The sequence below is a fragment of the Kosakonia pseudosacchari genome, from assembly GCF_900184035.1.
GTDB classification, from domain to species: Bacteria; Pseudomonadota; Gammaproteobacteria; order Enterobacterales; family Enterobacteriaceae; genus Kosakonia; species Kosakonia pseudosacchari.
Map to the genome: position 1 here is coordinate 28557 of NZ_FXWP01000014.1, position 15962 is coordinate 44518.

The following is a 15962-nucleotide window of genomic DNA, read 5'->3' on the forward strand; positions in this document are numbered from 1 at the left end:
ATTATCATCAAGATGAAACGCTGTTTCTTTTTTGTGCGTCACACTCTTCGATGATTAAAACGCCGTTTTGTTTTTGCGCGATCTTTATTCAGGATGAAAAAAATGGCTAACCCATTGTATGAATTAGCACCAGCAGGAAATGGCGCTATTTTTCAGCGGTAAACTGATTTACTCTGCGCACCAACTAGCCTTCAAATGGCCTGTAATCGCCGAACTTGAGCGTTTCGTCGGCAATCCATTTCATGCTACAAAATATGTAGAATTTTCAACGTGAAAGAGGTTTACTTCTTTCCCAAAATAGAGTCAGGACGCATATGTTGAACACAAAAATGAGTGTGGTGATCCTTGCTGCGGGCAAAGGTACACGCATGTATTCCGATCTTCCCAAAGTGCTGCATACGCTTGCAGGGAAAGCGATGGTTCAGCATGTCATTGATACTGCGACTGTTCTTGGCGCGAACCACGTTCATCTGGTGTATGGACACGGCGGCGATCTGCTCAAACAACGCCTTTCTGACGATAAACTCAATTGGGTTTTACAAGCTGAACAACTGGGCACTGGCCATGCGATGCAGCAGGCTGCACCGTTCTTCGCTGATGACGAAGATATCCTCATGCTCTACGGTGATGTGCCGCTGATTTCGGTGGAAACACTGGAACGTCTGCGTGCGGCAAAACCGCAAGGTGGGATCGGTTTGTTAACGGTGGTTCTGCATGACCCTACTGGCTATGGCCGCATCACGCGCGAAAACGGCGTCGTAACCGGCATTGTTGAGCAGAAAGATGCCAGTGAAGAGCAGCGTAAGATTAATGAAATCAATACCGGTATTTTGATCGCCAATGGCGGCGATATGAAACGCTGGCTTAGCAAACTCACCAACAACAATGCCCAGGGTGAATACTACATTACCGATATCATTGCGCTGGCATACCAGGAAGGGCGTGAAATCACCGCCGTTCACCCGCAGCGCCTGAGCGAAGTGGAAGGCGTTAACAATCGTCTTCAGTTGTCGAGTCTGGAGCGCGCTTACCAGTCTGAACAAGCGGAGAAACTGCTGCTGGCAGGCGTTATGCTGCGCGATCCTGCACGTTTCGATCTGCGCGGTACGCTGGAGCACGGGCGGGATGTCGAGATCGATGCTAACGTCATCATTGAAGGTCACGTTAAGCTCGGCCATCGCGTGAAGATCGGGGCCGGTTGTGTCCTGAAAAACAGCGAAATAGGTGACGATTGCGAAATCAGTCCTTACAGCGTTGTGGAAGATGCTCGTCTGGAAGCGGCATGTACCATCGGGCCTTTTGCACGTTTGCGCCCGGGTGCTGAATTGCTGGCTGGCGCGCATGTCGGCAACTTTGTGGAAATGAAAAAAGCGCGGCTGGGTAAAGGTTCTAAAGCGGGCCATCTGACCTATCTTGGTGACGCGGAAATTGGTGACAACGTGAATGTCGGCGCAGGGGTTATCACCTGTAACTATGACGGCGCGAACAAGCATAAAACCATCATTGGTGATGATGTGTTTGTTGGTTCTGATACGCAACTGGTGGCACCTGTCACAGTCGGTAAAGGCGCAACTATTGCCGCCGGTACCACGGTGACGCGCAACGTTAACGAAAATGAACTGGTTTTAAGCCGCGTGCCGCAGGTCCAAAAACAGGGCTGGCAGCGTCCGGTGAAGAAGAAGTAACAATTTCAGGGATGAGGGGAAAGATAATCCCCCGCCCGCGTGCAGTACCTATAAAAATAACCCCACTCTCTACAAGGCTCGGGGAGTCCGGTAATCGGACACTTACACCCACTAATTCGCGTTGTACACAGGCAGCGTCGAAGCATGGCGTGTAAACAGGTTGACCGACAACAAAAGGCATAATGCCAAAATCGGAATCAAAAAATATGTGTGGAATTGTTGGCGCAGTCGCGCAACGTGATGTAGCTGAAATCCTTCTCGAAGGCCTTCGTCGTCTTGAATACCGTGGTTATGACTCTGCCGGTCTGGCAGTGGTTGATGCGCAAGGTCACATGACCCGGCTGCGTCGTCTCGGTAAAGTGCAGATGCTCTCTCAGGCGGCGGAAGAACACCCTCTGCACGGTGGGACCGGTATTGCCCACACTCGCTGGGCAACACACGGTGAACCGTCGGAAGGCAACGCGCATCCGCATGTTTCTGACCATATTGTTGTGGTGCATAACGGTATTATCGAAAACCATGAGCCGCTGCGTGAAGAGTTAAAAGCGCGTGGTTATGTGTTTGTTTCTGAAACAGATACCGAAGTTATCGCGCACCTGGTGCATTGGGAACTGGAGCAGGGCGGTACGCTGCGTGAAGCCGTACTGCGTACTATCCCTCAATTACGCGGTGCATATGGCACGGTCATTATGGATACCCGCGATCCCAACACGCTGCTGGCAGCGCGCTCTGGCAGCCCGCTGGTTATCGGTCTTGGCATGGGCGAAAACTTTATTGCATCCGATCAACTGGCACTCCTGCCGGTTACCCGCCGCTTTATCTTCCTTGAAGAGGGCGATATTGCGGAAGTGACTCGCCGTAGCGTGACGGTTTTCGATAAATCCGGTGCGCAGGTTAAACGCCCTGATATCGAATCGAATCTGCAATACGATGCGGGCGATAAAGGTATTTACCGCCACTACATGCAGAAAGAAATCTACGAACAGCCGAACGCCATCAAAAACACTCTCACTGGCCGTATCAGCCACGGCGAAGTTGATCTGAGCGAACTGGGGCCGAATGCCAACGAACTGCTGTCGAAAGTTGAGCATATTCAAATTGTTGCCTGCGGTACGTCTTACAACTCCGGTATGGTTTCCCGCTACTGGTTTGAAGCGCTGGCGGGGGTTCCGTGCGATGTCGAAATCGCTTCTGAGTTCCGCTATCGCAAATCAGCGGTGCGTCGCAATAGCCTGATGATCACGCTGTCGCAGTCTGGTGAAACGGCGGATACGCTGGCGGCGCTGCGCTTGTCGAAAGAGCTGGGATATCTGGGGTCGCTGGCGATTTGTAACGTGCCGGGTTCCTCGCTGGTGCGCGAATCCGATCTGGCGATGATGACCAAAGCCGGTACGGAAATCGGTGTTGCATCAACCAAAGCGTTCACTACTCAGCTCACCGTGTTGCTGATGCTGGTGGCGAAACTGAGTCGCCTGAAAGGGCTGGATGCGGCTATTGAGCACGATATCGTTCATGGTTTGCAGGCGCTGCCGAGCCGCATTGAGCAAATGCTGTCGCAAGATAAACGCATTGAAGCGCTGGCAGAAGATTTCTCCGACAAGCATCATGCGCTGTTCCTTGGCCGTGGCGATCAGTATCCGATTGCACTGGAAGGCGCGCTGAAGCTGAAAGAGATCTCCTATATTCACGCCGAAGCCTATGCCGCAGGTGAACTGAAACATGGCCCGTTGGCGCTGATTGATGCCGATATGCCGGTGATTGTTGTTGCGCCAAACAATGAACTGCTGGAAAAACTGAAATCCAACATCGAAGAAGTTCGCGCCCGTGGCGGCGTGCTGTATGTCTTTGCCGATCAGGATGCCGGTTTCACCAGCAACGACAATATGCACATTATCGATATGCCGCATGTAGAAGAAATGATCGCGCCAATCTTCTATACCGTGCCGCTGCAACTGCTGGCTTACCATGTTGCGCTGATCAAAGGCACCGACGTGGATCAGCCGCGTAACCTGGCGAAATCGGTTACTGTGGAATAAGGTTTTAAGCTTGTCATAGTGTAGAGAGAGGTTGCCTGATGGCAGCCTCTTTTTTTAAGGATAGCCATGAGTTTGTTGGAAAAAATGGCAGGTGCGAGGTTGCTTGCACTCATCAATTATTGCCGGGGTGTTGATGCGGGAATAGCGGGTCGCAAGCTGGCAGAGTTGAAGCTGGCTGCGGAGGCATTTACAGAGATGCCAAAGGCCTATCCTGCAGGCAGAGGCGGGATGACATTTTATGGCAGCGCAACGGTAGTCTTTTATGCGTTACTGCTGAGCTATGTTTGCCTCGCTATTGCGGCGAAATCGGTGATTAGCGGTCTGGGGATTATTGCCGGGATCGGCGTGTTCGTTCTGCTGATCGCCGCGTTAACAGGCGTTGAGAAAGGTAAAACATTATCCCTGAAACTGTTTTTGGCAGTCTGGTTTCTGTTATCTGTTTGCAATGTGCTGGTGGCAGGATGGCTAATGTTTGCACCATTTAGCTGGTTATCTCTGGCTTGTTGGGGAGGCGGTTTTTTTCTCTGGTGGCTGGCGCGGCAGGTGATGAATGGGCCAGAACTGACGAAATTGATGCAGTGGCGTGTGTCACTGAAAATCATGCAATTCCGCCGTGATGCGCTAACGCAACCGAAGCGTAAATAAATTAATACGCGGTGGCTTTTTTCTCGCGGTTGGTTAGGACTTCTTGTCAGATTCAACTACGTTTTTAGTGTCATAAAATTAAAATCATACTGAAATATCATTGTCATTAAGCGTTTTATCTCGCTGATAACGCATTCAATATTCACTGAATCAAACCGTAATCCGTTGCTGTCATAAAACAGTAACAATCATTGCATATAACTGTCATCAAAGTGTCCTATTTTGCTCATCGTAGCCACTAAACAACGATTTACGATTCTTGCAGGAGACATTATGAACGTTATGCGTACCACTGTCGCAACTGTTGTCGCCGCGACCTTTTCTCTGAGTGCATTTGCTGTAAACGCAGCTGCCAGCCTGACAGGCGCGGGCGCAACTTTCCCGGCACCGGTGTATGCCAAGTGGGCTGATACCTATCAGAAAGAAACAGGTAACAAGATTAACTATCAGGGCATCGGTTCTTCGGGTGGCGTTAAACAAATTACGGCTAAAACTGTTGATTTCGGTGCGTCCGATGCTCCGCTGTCTGACGACAAACTGGCTCAGGAAGGCCTGTTCCAGTTCCCGACCGTGATCGGCGGTATCGTGCTGGCAATCAACGTCCCGGGTGTTAAATCCGGCGAGCTGGTACTGGACGGCAAAACCCTCGGTGATATCTACCTGGGTAATATCAAAAAATGGGATGACGCGGCTATCGCCAAACTCAACCCAGGCCTGAAACTGCCTTCGCAGAACATCGCTGTGGTTCGCCGCGCTGATGGTTCCGGTACCTCTTTCGTTTTCACCAGCTACCTGGCGAAAGTGAACGAAGAGTGGAAATCTAAAGTCGGTTCTGGTTCTACCGTTAACTGGCCGACCGGTCTTGGCGGGAAAGGTAACGACGGTATCGCCGCGTTCGTTCAGCGTCTGCCGGGCTCTATCGGTTACGTTGAATATGCTTACGCTAAGCAGAACAACCTGACCTACACCAAGCTGCTCTCTGCCGATGGTAAAGCGGTTAGCCCGACGGAAACCAATTTCTCCAACGCGGCTAAAGATATCGACTGGAGCAAATCTTTCGCGCAGGACCTGACTAACCAGAAAGGTGCGGATGTGTGGCCAATCACCTCCACCACGTTCATTCTGGTGCACAAAGAGCAGGCTAAACCTGAGCAGGGTGCCGAAGTGCTGAAGTTCTTTGACTGGGCCTACAAAAAAGGCGGTAAACAAGCTAACGACCTCGACTACGCAACCCTGCCGGATAGCGTTGTTGAACAAGTTCGCGCTGCCTGGAAAGCCAACGTGAAAGACAGCAGCGGTAAAGCACTGTACTAAGCACTCGTTTTTGAAGAACATGGCGGATGGCGCTTACACCATCCGCCTTACAGATCTTCTGTAGGCCGGCAAGCGCAAGTGCCTGCGGGCAAATTCGTAAGACGTTAAACTGAAGAGTAATTTATGGCTGCAACCAAGCCGGCATTTAATCCCCCGGGTAAAAAAGGCGACATGTTATTCAGCGCACTGGTAAGACTGGCTGCGCTGATTGTGTTATTGCTGCTCAGCGGCATTATCGTGTCCCTGATTTTCTCCTCATGGCCAAGCATTCAGAAGTTTGGTTTTTCTTTCCTGTGGACCAAAGAGTGGGATGCGCCGAATGATGTCTACGGGGCGCTGGTACCGATTTATGGCACCATTGTTACCTCGGTCATCGCGTTGCTTATCGCTGTTCCGGTGAGTTTTGGTATCGCACTGTTTCTGACGGAGCTGTCGCCAAACTGGCTGAAACGCCCGCTGGGTATTGCTATTGAGCTGCTGGCGGCGATCCCGAGTATTGTTTACGGCATGTGGGGGCTGTTTATTTTTGCTCCGCTGTTCGCAACTTATTTCCAGGAACCGGTGGGCAATGTCCTTTCCAACATTCCTTTTGTCGGCGCGCTGTTTTCCGGCCCCGCATTTGGTATCGGTATTCTGGCTGCCGGGGTGATCCTCGCCATTATGATCATTCCGTACATTGCGGCGGTAATGCGCGATGTATTCGAACAAACGCCGGTGATGATGAAAGAGTCGGCCTATGGCATTGGCTGCACGACCTGGGAGGTTATCTGGCGTATCGTGCTGCCATTTACCAAAAACGGGGTGATTGGTGGCGTAATGCTGGGGCTGGGGCGCGCACTGGGTGAAACCATGGCGGTGACCTTTATCATCGGTAACACCTACCAGCTCGACAGTGCTTCGCTGTTTATGCCTGGCAACAGTATTACCTCTGCGCTGGCGAACGAGTTCGCCGAAGCTGAATCGGGCTTGCATGTCGCAGCATTGATGGAACTGGGGCTTATCCTGTTCGTGATCACCTTTATCGTGTTGGCCATTTCAAAATTTATGATCATGCGCCTGGCGAAAAACGAGGGGGCACGCTAATGGCTACGCTTGAAATGCAAAGCACCGCTCAACTGGCTGAATCGCGTCGCAAAATGCAGGCGCGCCGCCGTCTGAAAAACCGCATAGCCCTGACATTGTCGATGGCGACCATGGCCTTTGGTCTGTTCTGGTTGATTTGGATCCTGCTGTCGACGGTTACACGCGGTTTTGATGGTATGTCGCTGGCGATGTTTACCGAAATGACGCCGCCGCCCAATACGGCGGGCGGTGGCCTGGCTAACGCCCTGGCGGGCAGCGGACTGTTAATTCTCTGGGCAACGGTTGTCGGTACGCCGCTGGGCATTATGGCCGGGATTTATCTGGCGGAATATGGTCGTAAATCACTGTTGGCTGAAATTATCCGGTTTATCAACGACATTCTGCTTTCCGCGCCTTCGATTGTGGTCGGCCTGTTCGTTTACACCATTGTTGTCGCGCAGATGCAGCACTTCTCCGGTTGGGCCGGTGTGATTGCGCTGGCGCTGTTGCAGGTGCCGATTGTCATCCGTACCACGGAAAACATGCTGAAACTGGTGCCGGACAGCCTGCGTGAAGCGGCTTACGCGTTGGGAACGCCGAAGTGGAAGATGATTTCGGCGATTACCCTGAAAGCCTCGGTTTCCGGGATTATGACTGGCGTGCTGCTGGCTGTTGCGCGCATTGCGGGTGAAACGGCACCGCTGCTGTTTACCGCGCTCTCCAATCAGTTCTGGAGCACCGATATGATGCAGCCTATCGCTAACTTGCCGGTGACAATTTTCAAATTCGCTATGAGCCCGTTTGCCGAGTGGCAGCAACTGGCCTGGGCCGGGGTGCTGATCATCACTCTCTGCGTACTGTTGTTAAATATTCTGGCGCGCGTCATTTTCGCGAAGAGTAAACACGGTTAATTTTTGCGACGCGGCGAAAGCGGCGTCGAGTTGAGGAAAGAGATAAATGAGTATGGTTGAAACGACGCCGGGCAAAATGCAGGTTCGCGATTTGAACTTCTATTACGGCAAATTCCATGCACTGAAAAACATCAGCCTGGATATTGCCAAAAATCAGGTGACGGCGTTTATCGGGCCGTCGGGCTGCGGTAAGTCCACGCTGCTGCGTACGTTTAATAAAATGTTTGAGCTTTATCCGGAGCAACGTGCCGAAGGCGAAATTCTGCTGGATGGCGACAACATTCTGACGAACACGCAGGATATTGCGTTGCTGCGCGCGAAAGTAGGGATGGTTTTTCAGAAGCCAACGCCGTTCCCAATGTCGATTTATGACAATATCGCTTTTGGGGTGCGCCTGTTTGAGAAACTTTCACGCCCGGATATGGACGAGCGCGTGCAGTGGGCTTTGACTAAGGCCGCATTATGGAACGAAACCAAGGATAAACTGCACCAGAGCGGGTACTCTCTCTCCGGTGGTCAGCAACAGCGTCTGTGCATCGCCCGCGGCATCGCGATCCGCCCGGAAGTGCTGTTGCTTGACGAACCTTGTTCAGCGCTCGATCCGATCTCCACGGGTCGTATCGAAGAGCTGATTACGGAACTGAAACAGGATTACACCGTTGTTATCGTAACGCACAACATGCAGCAGGCGGCGCGCTGTTCCGATCACACGGCATTTATGTACCTCGGTGAGTTGATTGAGTTCAGCAATACAGATGATCTGTTCACGAAGCCGAAGAAGAAGCAAACGGAAGACTACATTACCGGGCGCTATGGTTGATTTGCCGAACCGTAAAGGTCTCAGCAACCCTGTTACAACGTGAAATCTGTCGGGCATTTGGAGTGCACCATGGACAATCTCAACCTTAACAAACACATTTCCGGGCAGTTCAACGCTGAGCTGGAAAGCATTCGCACTCAGGTAATGACCATGGGTGGAATGGTGGAGCAGCAGCTTTCTGATGCGATCACCGCCATGCACAACCAGGACAGCGAGCTGGCTAAGCGCGTTGTTGAGGGCGACAAACAGGTCAATATGATGGAAGTCGCCATCGATGAAGCCTGTGTGCGCATTATCGCCAAACGTCAGCCGACGGCGAGCGATTTGCGTCTGGTTATGGCGATCATTAAAACCATCGCTGAGCTGGAACGTATTGGCGACGTGGCGGATAAAATCTGCCGTACCGCACTGGAGAAGTTCTCTCAGCAGCACCAGCCGCTGCTGGTAAGCCTGGAGTCGCTTGGCCGCCACACCGTGCAGATGCTGCACGACGTGCTGGACGCTTTCGCCCGTATGGATCTGGATGAAGCGGTGCGTATCTACCGCGAAGATAAAAAAGTGGATCAGGAATATGAAGGCATTGTGCGTCAGTTAATGACCTACATGATGGAAGATCCCCGCACGATCCCGAGTGTACTGACCGCGCTATTCTGTGCTCGCTCTATTGAGCGTATCGGCGACCGTTGCCAGAATATCTGTGAATACATCTTCTACTTCGTGAAAGGCCAGGATTTCCGTCACGTGGGTGGCGATGAACTGGATAAGCTGCTCGCCGGAAAAGATCCTAAAGAGTGATGTGAAAACCCCCTCAGCGACGAGGGGGTTTTTTTCAGGCCGATTTTGCCAGCAGCTTTCTTGCCAGCATATCGATATCCTCGTACTGCCAGAGTTTGTCACGCCACGTTTGCGGAATGCCGTTTATCCCGTAAAACGCGCCGGCCAGTTGCCCGGCAATGGCGGCGGTGGTATCCGCATCATCGCCGAGGTTGGTTGCCAGCAGGATGGTTTCTTCAAAATCATTCCCTTTGGCGAAACACCACAGCGCAGCTTCCAGGCTCTGCACGCAGTAACCAGTACCAAAAATCTCCGCCCGCGTTTTTTGCAGATAGCGACCTTCAGCGATATGGCGCAGGTTTTCCTGCTCCGGCAACTGCGCGATATCGGTCAGCGTTTCCCGCTTACTCTTGCCCTGTAAGGCATTCATAAGCTGTTGCGCGAACAGACGGCAGCTGGCTAGTGCTTCCGGCGCGGCATGCGTCGTGCGTGAAGAGGCTTGTGCATATTCCAGCACTTGCGCTTGATCCGGAAAGAACCACAGCACCACAGGCGCCAGGCGCATCAGTGAGCCGTTGCCCGCCGTTCGCGGGTTGCTGGAACCGGCAAACGGTTCGCCATCATTGGCGAACTTTTGCAGCGCGCTGGCAACGGTCATGCCGATATCAAAACAGTGACCCGTAGAGCTTAAATAGCCCCACTTCCACCAGTTCAGATAACGGTTCATCTGATCCTTTGCGTCAAATCCGTTACAGGTGACCAGGCTTTCCGCAAGGCACAGCGCCATTGAGGTATCATCAGTCCACTGCCCGGCCTGTAAATGAAACGGGCCGCCGCCTTCCATCCCCGTCACAGGTGGAAAGGAGTCCTTCGCGCGGAACTCCACCGTGGTACCAACCGCATCACCTGCGGCCAGCCCAAGCAGGCAGCCCCGATAACGTGCAAGTAATTCAGACATCTGTTGTGCTCCTGTCGCTCTCCGTCAGGAGAGATCGGCCCACAGCCGCAATTTCCCGCAATGCAGACAGCGGAAGAGATAACCCTGGCAATCGCCGCCGTCGAGCAGGTATTCGGGTAGCTTCTCGTAATCAATGCCGAAAGCATCGCAGTCGGCCCGCAAATCAGCAAACTGATCCAGCTTGTCGGCAATCTCTTTCCAGCCAACGTAACCTTCGAAGGCGCAAAAATCATTACAGTGTGCCAGCCAGAACTCCTGCTGCCAGCCACAATATCCCGGCGTTCTTTCGGTCAATTCAATCACGCTGGCTTCCGGCCAGGGATTTTTAAAGCCGGTAAATTCGCCTTCGTCGTCGAACTCGCTTTCTATCCCCTCCAGAGAGGATTCATCCTGAAAGCTACCGCCAAATTTCTCTGCAGCTGCACCGTCTGCAATACACCATGGGCAGAGATAATCGACATCTTGCTGGGTATAGAACGGATTGGTGTAGTAGACATTGGTCGGCTGCTGACAGCAGGCGCAGGTGACCGTTTTGTCTTCAGAGAACACCCCGGTTTCCAGAGGTTGCGGGTGATATTTAAATACCGGTAGAGGGCGATGTGTCTGGGCCATAAAAACATCCTGTTTAGTGGTTTAGATTAACGCGTAACATGCCACCCGCGAGCGCGCCACAGTTCTGGCAACTGCGCCAAATCAGTGAACGTAGTCACTTTTGGGTGGTCGATGGGTTTGTTATGCGGATCGGCGCAGAAGTAAAATACTTCCATCCCTGCCGCGATACCAGATTGCGCCCCGGCGGTGGAATCATCCACCAGAATACAGTTTGCCGGATCGACATTAAGCGCTTTAGCTGCATGGTACATTATCGCCGGATCGGGCTTCCAGCGTTGGATGTCATAGCCGCTAAACAGTTTTTCAGGAAAGTGATGTAGCATTCCAAGTTTGCCCAAAGAGTGTTGCATTTTGCTGACGGGGCCATTAGAAACAACGCACATCGGAATCGCTACCGCGTCCAGCAATGCATTCGCACCGGCAATCACTTCCAGCTCGCTGTCAAACAGACGCGCCACTTCCGCGCGGTACACCGGCTCCAGCGCGCTTTTATCCAGCGATTTACCGTACTCTTCGCCGATAACATCGATGATTTCATACAGTTTCATGCCTTTAAATCGTTTAAAAACCTCGTCGAGATCGAGCGAAATACCAAACGCTTCAAACATATGCACGTACGCGCGGGAACAAATTACTTCACTGTCGACCAGGGTGCCGTCACAGTCGAAAAATACCGCTTCAATGTGGGACATGCCGTTTCCTGTTTTATTGCAAGTTTAACGTTTACTTAACGCAGATTACGGGACGCAATCGTTGCCGTATAAGCAAATTCAATGAAAAAAAGTGTGTGATAACCGTCAACATTGTCTCATTTTGGTATAGGATAGCGACGAATTTTCCCTCCTATTCCGGAAATTGATAATGAGCCAACAACACACTACCCAGGCCTCAAACCAGGGGTTGCTTGACCGCGTGTTTAAACTGCGCGAGCACGGTACTTCGGCACGCACCGAAGTGATCGCCGGTTTCACGACGTTTTTGACGATGGTGTATATCGTTTTTGTTAACCCCCAGATTCTGGGCGTCGCCGGAATGGATACCAGCGCAGTATTTGTGACAACCTGCCTGATTGCCGCTTTTGGCAGCATTTTGATGGGGCTGGTGGCGAATTTGCCGGTCGCACTGGCTCCGGCCATGGGCCTGAATGCTTTCTTTGCGTTCGTGGTGGTTGGCGCGATGGGCCTCTCCTGGCAGATTGGCATGGGCGCGATTTTCTGGGGCGCGGTCGGCCTGCTGCTGCTGACCATTTTCCGCGTCCGTTACTGGATGATTGCCAATATCCCGGTGAGCCTGCGTGTTGGTATTACCAGCGGTATCGGTTTGTTTATTGGCATGATGGGGCTGAAAAATGCCGGTGTTATCGTCGCCAACAAAGAGACGCTGGTAAGCATTGGCAACCTGACGTCTCACAGTGTTCTGCTGGGCGTGCTCGGTTTCTTTATCATCGCGATTCTGGCGTCGCGCAACATTCATGCCGCGGTGCTGATCTCTATTGTTGTGACGACGCTGCTGGGCTGGTTGATGGGTGATGTGCAGTACCACGGCATCGTTTCCGCGCCGCCGAGCGTTGCCTCCGTTGTCGGCAACGTTGATCTCGCCGGTTCGTTTAACATCGGTCTGGCGGGCGTGATCTTCTCGTTTATGCTGGTTAACCTGTTCGATTCTTCCGGTACGCTGATTGGCGTGACGGATAAAGCCGGGCTGGTGGATGAGAGCGGCAAATTCCCGCGCATGAAGCAGGCGCTGTACGTTGACAGCATCTCTTCGGTCGCCGGTTCGTTTATCGGCACCTCTTCCGTGACGGCGTATATCGAATCGTCTTCTGGTGTGTCTGTCGGCGGGCGTACCGGTCTGACCGCTGTGGTGGTTGGTCTGCTGTTCTTGCTGGTTATCTTCCTGTCGCCGCTGGCGGGCATGGTTCCGGCGTATGCGGCGGCTGGTGCGCTGATCTACGTTGGCGTGCTGATGACATCCAGCCTCGCGCGCGTGAAGTGGGACGATCTGACAGAAGCCGTACCTGCGTTTATTACTGCGGTGATGATGCCGTTTAGCTTCTCGATTACCGAAGGTATCGCGCTCGGCTTTATCTCTTACTGTGTGATGAAGATTGGCACTGGCCGTCTGCGCGATCTGAGCCCGTGCGTGCTGGTGGTTGCTGTGCTGTTCCTGCTGAAAATCATCTTTATCGACGCGCATTAATCTTTTTCCCTCTCCCGCAAGGGAGAGGGTTTTTCCACTACCGTTTAACGCGCTGAATATAATCAGCAAAAGCCGTTAGCTGGCCGGTCAAATGGTCGAGGGTGCTTTGATCGACCACCTCTCCCGTTTGCTGATCCACCTTGCTCTGGATCACGCCCCCCATAAACTCCGGCTTGTTCATCACCATCGCATCAAGGAACACCAGGATCTGGCGTAAGTGATACTGGCAGCGTGCGCCGCCAATCGCGCCCATTGAACTGGTCTGGATCAAAACCGGTTTTCCGGCCAGTGGTTGCTCAGGCAGACGCGATAGCCAGTCGATGGCGTTCTTCAGGCCGCCTGGCACGGAGTAGTTATACTCAGGCGTTACAATGACCACGCCGTCTGCGGCGCGGATTTGTGCCGCGATCGCTTCCACGCTTTGCGGGAACCCCTCTTCTTGCTGAATATCCGCGTCATACAATGGGATATCGGCAATAGACGGCAGCGGCGTCACGTCCATTCCTGCCGGAGCGAGTTTCGGTAACGTGCGTGCAACCATGGCATTAAATGAGCCTTTACGCAGGCTCCCGAGAAGTGTCACAACCTTGAGTTCAGCAGACATAATGACTCCTGTGTAGGGATCAATTAAGGATCAGCGCTTTTTCCGCAGGCAGGCTGGTGAATCGCATTAAGCGGGACGCGGGATCGTTAGCGCGCGTTTGCACATCAGAAAGATAACGCCACCCTTTTTGACTGTCGAATTCCCAGATTTTCAGGCTTTCGATTGCCGGACTCACCGCAACTGACCAAATCAGTACATCCTCCGCGTCACACATCACTTCCACCTGCGACAGTTGCGCAGTGCGAAGACGCCCGGAGCCTGGCAATAACTGTAGCTGACCCGGCTCATCCTGCATCTGATGCAGCAATTTCATTACACTCTGGCGAATGGTCAAAAGCTGGGTTTGCGCTTCGTTAGCATCGTTTTGGTTGTTGATCCACAGCTGCTCATTATTGGTGAACGTGTGTTTATGCCCGTGCGGGCTATGAAAACTCCGCGTTGCGCGCTGTAACTCCATATCCAGCCCGCATTCGCCTTCGGTGGTGATAGCCACACCAACCATGTTTCCGGCATACGCCAGTGAGAAGTGCGGCAGGCTGCTGTCGACAAACCTCGGTCTTCCGCTTGGCTCAACTTCTATTTCCGGTAGTTCACTCGCGCCGTACAGCATAAACAGCATTTCGGCGAGTAACGCGCGGGAAGCGAGAAAGCGTGAGCGGCGGTGTTCAGGAAGCTGGCGCGCCGTATCGTGGCAGGTTAGTGGTAACCGGGTAGAGATGAGATGCCCTTCTGACAGAATCCCTCTTGCAAAGTGCGTCGCCATTTTTCTCTCCGTGATAATGGTCTGAGTTGATCGAATCGATAATCAATATTATCGCCCATACTGCATAGGTTTTAATGCGGAAATTCGCATCTGAAAAGTCCTAATGGGGATATTTACACTTTCTTTCGCTGATTCGAAACACTTTAGGAAAATCCACCGTAGTAACACAAACGGCCGTTAAAACGGCCGCCATGTCATTACTTACCAATACAGAAACTTGAGAAAATACGCCCCAGCAAATCGTCAGAGGTAAACTCGCCGGTGATTTCACTTAAGTTCTGTTGTGCCAGGCGTAGCTCTTCGGCAAGCAATTCACCCGCCCATGCACCTAACAACTGCGCTTTGCCCTGTTGCAGATGTTCTGCGGCCGTTTCCAGCGCTTGTAAATGACGACGACGCGCGAGGAAGCCACCCTCCATGCTGGTGTCAAAGCCCATGCTCTGTTTAAGATGCTGACGTAATACATCCACGCCTTCACCCGTTCGTGCCGACAGACGAACAAGTGAGTGTCTATTCACTTCACTAATACCCAGCGGTTCGCCAGTCACATCCGCTTTATTGCGCACCACGGTAATCGGTAGTTTTGCTGGCAAGCGGGCAATAAAATCAGGCCAGATCGCCGCCGGGTCAACGGCATCAGTAGTGGTGCCATCCACCATAAACAGCACGCGATCGGCTTGCTCAATCTCCTGCCAGGCGCGTTCGATGCCAATGCGTTCCACTTCGTCGCTGGCTTCGCGCAACCCGGCGGTATCAATGATATGCAGCGGCATGCCATCGATATGAATATGTTCGCGCAGCACGTCGCGGGTGGTACCGGCAATATCGGTGACGATTGCCGCTTCGCGCCCGGCCAGCGCGTTCAGCAGGCTCGATTTCCCGGCATTGGGGCGCCCGGCAATAACGACCTTCATCCCTTCGCGCAACAGGCTACCCTGACGCGCTTCGGCGCGTACGGCGTCCAGATCGGCAATAACGTTATTCAGTTGCGCTTCGATTTTGCCATCGGAGAGGAAATCGATCTCCTCATCCGGAAAATCAATCGCCGCTTCGACGTAAATGCGCAGGTGAGTAAGTGCTTCCACCAGGTGATTCACACGGGCGGAAAACGCGCCCTGCAATGAGTTAACCGCCGAACGTGCCGCCTGCTCAGAACTGGCATCAATCAGGTCGGCAATTGCCTCAGCCTGCGCCAGGTCGAGTTTGTCGTTAAGGAATGCGCGCTCAGAGAACTCGCCAGGGTTGGCGATACGCAGCCCTGGCAGCGTCAGGATGCGTTTTAACAGCAGATCGAGGATCACCGGGCCGCCATGGCCTTGCAGCTCCAGCACGTCTTCACCAGTGAAAGAATTCGGGCCGGGGAACCACAGCGCAATGCCCTGGTCCAGCGCGGTGCCGTCGACATCCATAAACGGCAGATAGTCGGCATAACGCGGTTTCGGGAGTTTGCCCAGCACCGCTTGCGCGACATCGCGTGCTTTGCTGCCTGAAATACGCAGGATGCCTACACCACCGCGTCCCGGTGGGGTTGCCTGGGCGACAATCGTGTCGTTGTGGTTCATGGTTTATTTTCCGAAAT

At 52.9% G+C, this 15962-nt stretch carries 15 protein-coding genes; 9 read left to right on the forward strand and 6 right to left on the reverse strand.

All coding sequences use genetic code 11. The features are described 5' to 3' along the window. Positions 1-314: 314 nt before the first annotated feature. The 8 genes from glmU to phoU all read left to right on the forward strand — a co-directional run bounded on the left by glmU (position 315) and on the right by phoU (position 9268). On the forward strand, positions 315-1685 hold the full coding sequence (gene glmU, locus BN2591_RS13290) for a bifunctional UDP-N-acetylglucosamine diphosphorylase/glucosamine-1-phosphate N-acetyltransferase GlmU (protein ID WP_086872192.1): 1371 nt from the start codon (positions 315-317) through the stop codon (positions 1683-1685). A 206-nt stretch (positions 1686-1891) separates the two neighbouring features. Further along, entirely contained in the window at positions 1892-3721 is a 1830-nt protein-coding gene (gene glmS, locus BN2591_RS13295) for a glutamine--fructose-6-phosphate transaminase (isomerizing) (RefSeq protein ID WP_086872599.1), read from the forward strand. Positions 3722-3787: 66 nt separating this feature from the next. Continuing rightward, entirely contained in the window at positions 3788-4366 is a 579-nt protein-coding gene (locus BN2591_RS13300) for a hypothetical protein (RefSeq protein ID WP_086872194.1), read from the forward strand. A gap of 273 nt (positions 4367-4639) precedes the next feature. Next, on the forward strand, positions 4640-5680 hold the full coding sequence (gene pstS / locus BN2591_RS13305; protein ID WP_086872196.1) for a phosphate ABC transporter substrate-binding protein PstS: 1041 nt from the start codon (positions 4640-4642) through the stop codon (positions 5678-5680). A 123-nt stretch (positions 5681-5803) separates the two neighbouring features. After that, positions 5804-6763 carry a phosphate ABC transporter permease PstC gene (pstC, locus tag BN2591_RS13310; protein WP_017458058.1) on the forward strand — a complete coding sequence of 320 codons (960 nt, stop codon included), beginning with the start codon at positions 5804-5806 and terminating at the stop codon, positions 6761-6763. Further along, complete coding sequence (gene pstA / locus BN2591_RS13315) at positions 6763-7653, forward strand: phosphate ABC transporter permease PstA (RefSeq protein WP_017458059.1); 891 nt, start codon at positions 6763-6765, stop codon at positions 7651-7653. The genes pstC and pstA overlap by 1 nt, the downstream gene beginning before the upstream one ends. A 46-nt stretch (positions 7654-7699) precedes the next feature. Next, on the forward strand, positions 7700-8473 hold the full coding sequence (gene pstB, locus BN2591_RS13320; protein WP_086872198.1) for a phosphate ABC transporter ATP-binding protein PstB: 774 nt from the start codon (positions 7700-7702) through the stop codon (positions 8471-8473). 69 nt (positions 8474-8542) lie between these two features. Beyond that, positions 8543-9268 (forward strand): phosphate signaling complex protein PhoU, encoded by a 726-nt coding sequence (gene phoU / locus BN2591_RS13325; RefSeq protein ID WP_086872200.1) that lies wholly within the window; start codon positions 8543-8545, stop codon positions 9266-9268. 34 nt (positions 9269-9302) lie between these two features. Here phoU and BN2591_RS13330 read toward each other — a convergent pair whose 3' ends face one another. The 3 genes from BN2591_RS13330 to yieH are packed head-to-tail and all read right to left on the reverse strand — an operon-like array spanning position 9303 to position 11509. After that, a complete protein-coding gene (locus tag BN2591_RS13330; protein WP_086872202.1) occupies positions 9303-10205 on the reverse strand; it encodes an ADP-ribosylglycohydrolase family protein in 903 nt (300 codons plus the stop codon). A 24-nt stretch (positions 10206-10229) separates the two neighbouring features. After that, entirely contained in the window at positions 10230-10817 is a 588-nt protein-coding gene (cbrC, locus tag BN2591_RS13335) for a PF03691 family colicin E2 tolerance protein CbrC (RefSeq protein ID WP_020455854.1), read from the reverse strand. A gap of 26 nt (positions 10818-10843) precedes the next feature. Then, positions 10844-11509, reverse strand: a complete 666-nt coding sequence (gene yieH, locus BN2591_RS13340) for a 6-phosphogluconate phosphatase (RefSeq protein WP_086872204.1) — start codon at positions 11507-11509, stop codon at positions 10844-10846. A 169-nt stretch (positions 11510-11678) separates the two neighbouring features. Between yieH and BN2591_RS13345 the strand changes: the two genes are divergently transcribed. Then, positions 11679-13016 (forward strand): NCS2 family permease, encoded by a 1338-nt coding sequence (locus BN2591_RS13345; RefSeq protein WP_086872206.1) that lies wholly within the window; start codon positions 11679-11681, stop codon positions 13014-13016. Between the two features lie 37 nt (positions 13017-13053). On the opposite strand, the gene BN2591_RS13350 is transcribed toward BN2591_RS13345, so the two are convergent. The 3 genes from BN2591_RS13350 to mnmE form a co-directional block, all read right to left on the reverse strand. Next, positions 13054-13620: an NADPH-dependent FMN reductase gene (locus BN2591_RS13350; RefSeq protein ID WP_086872208.1), complete on the reverse strand. Its 567-nt coding sequence runs from the start codon at positions 13618-13620 to the stop codon at positions 13054-13056. A 19-nt stretch (positions 13621-13639) separates the two neighbouring features. After that, positions 13640-14383, reverse strand: coding sequence for a 4'-phosphopantetheinyl transferase family protein (locus tag BN2591_RS13355; RefSeq protein WP_020455850.1), 744 nt, complete (start codon positions 14381-14383; stop codon positions 13640-13642). A 197-nt stretch (positions 14384-14580) separates the two neighbouring features. Then, entirely contained in the window at positions 14581-15945 is a 1365-nt protein-coding gene (mnmE, locus tag BN2591_RS13360; protein ID WP_086872209.1) for a tRNA uridine-5-carboxymethylaminomethyl(34) synthesis GTPase MnmE, read from the reverse strand. Positions 15946-15962 lie beyond the last annotated feature (17 nt).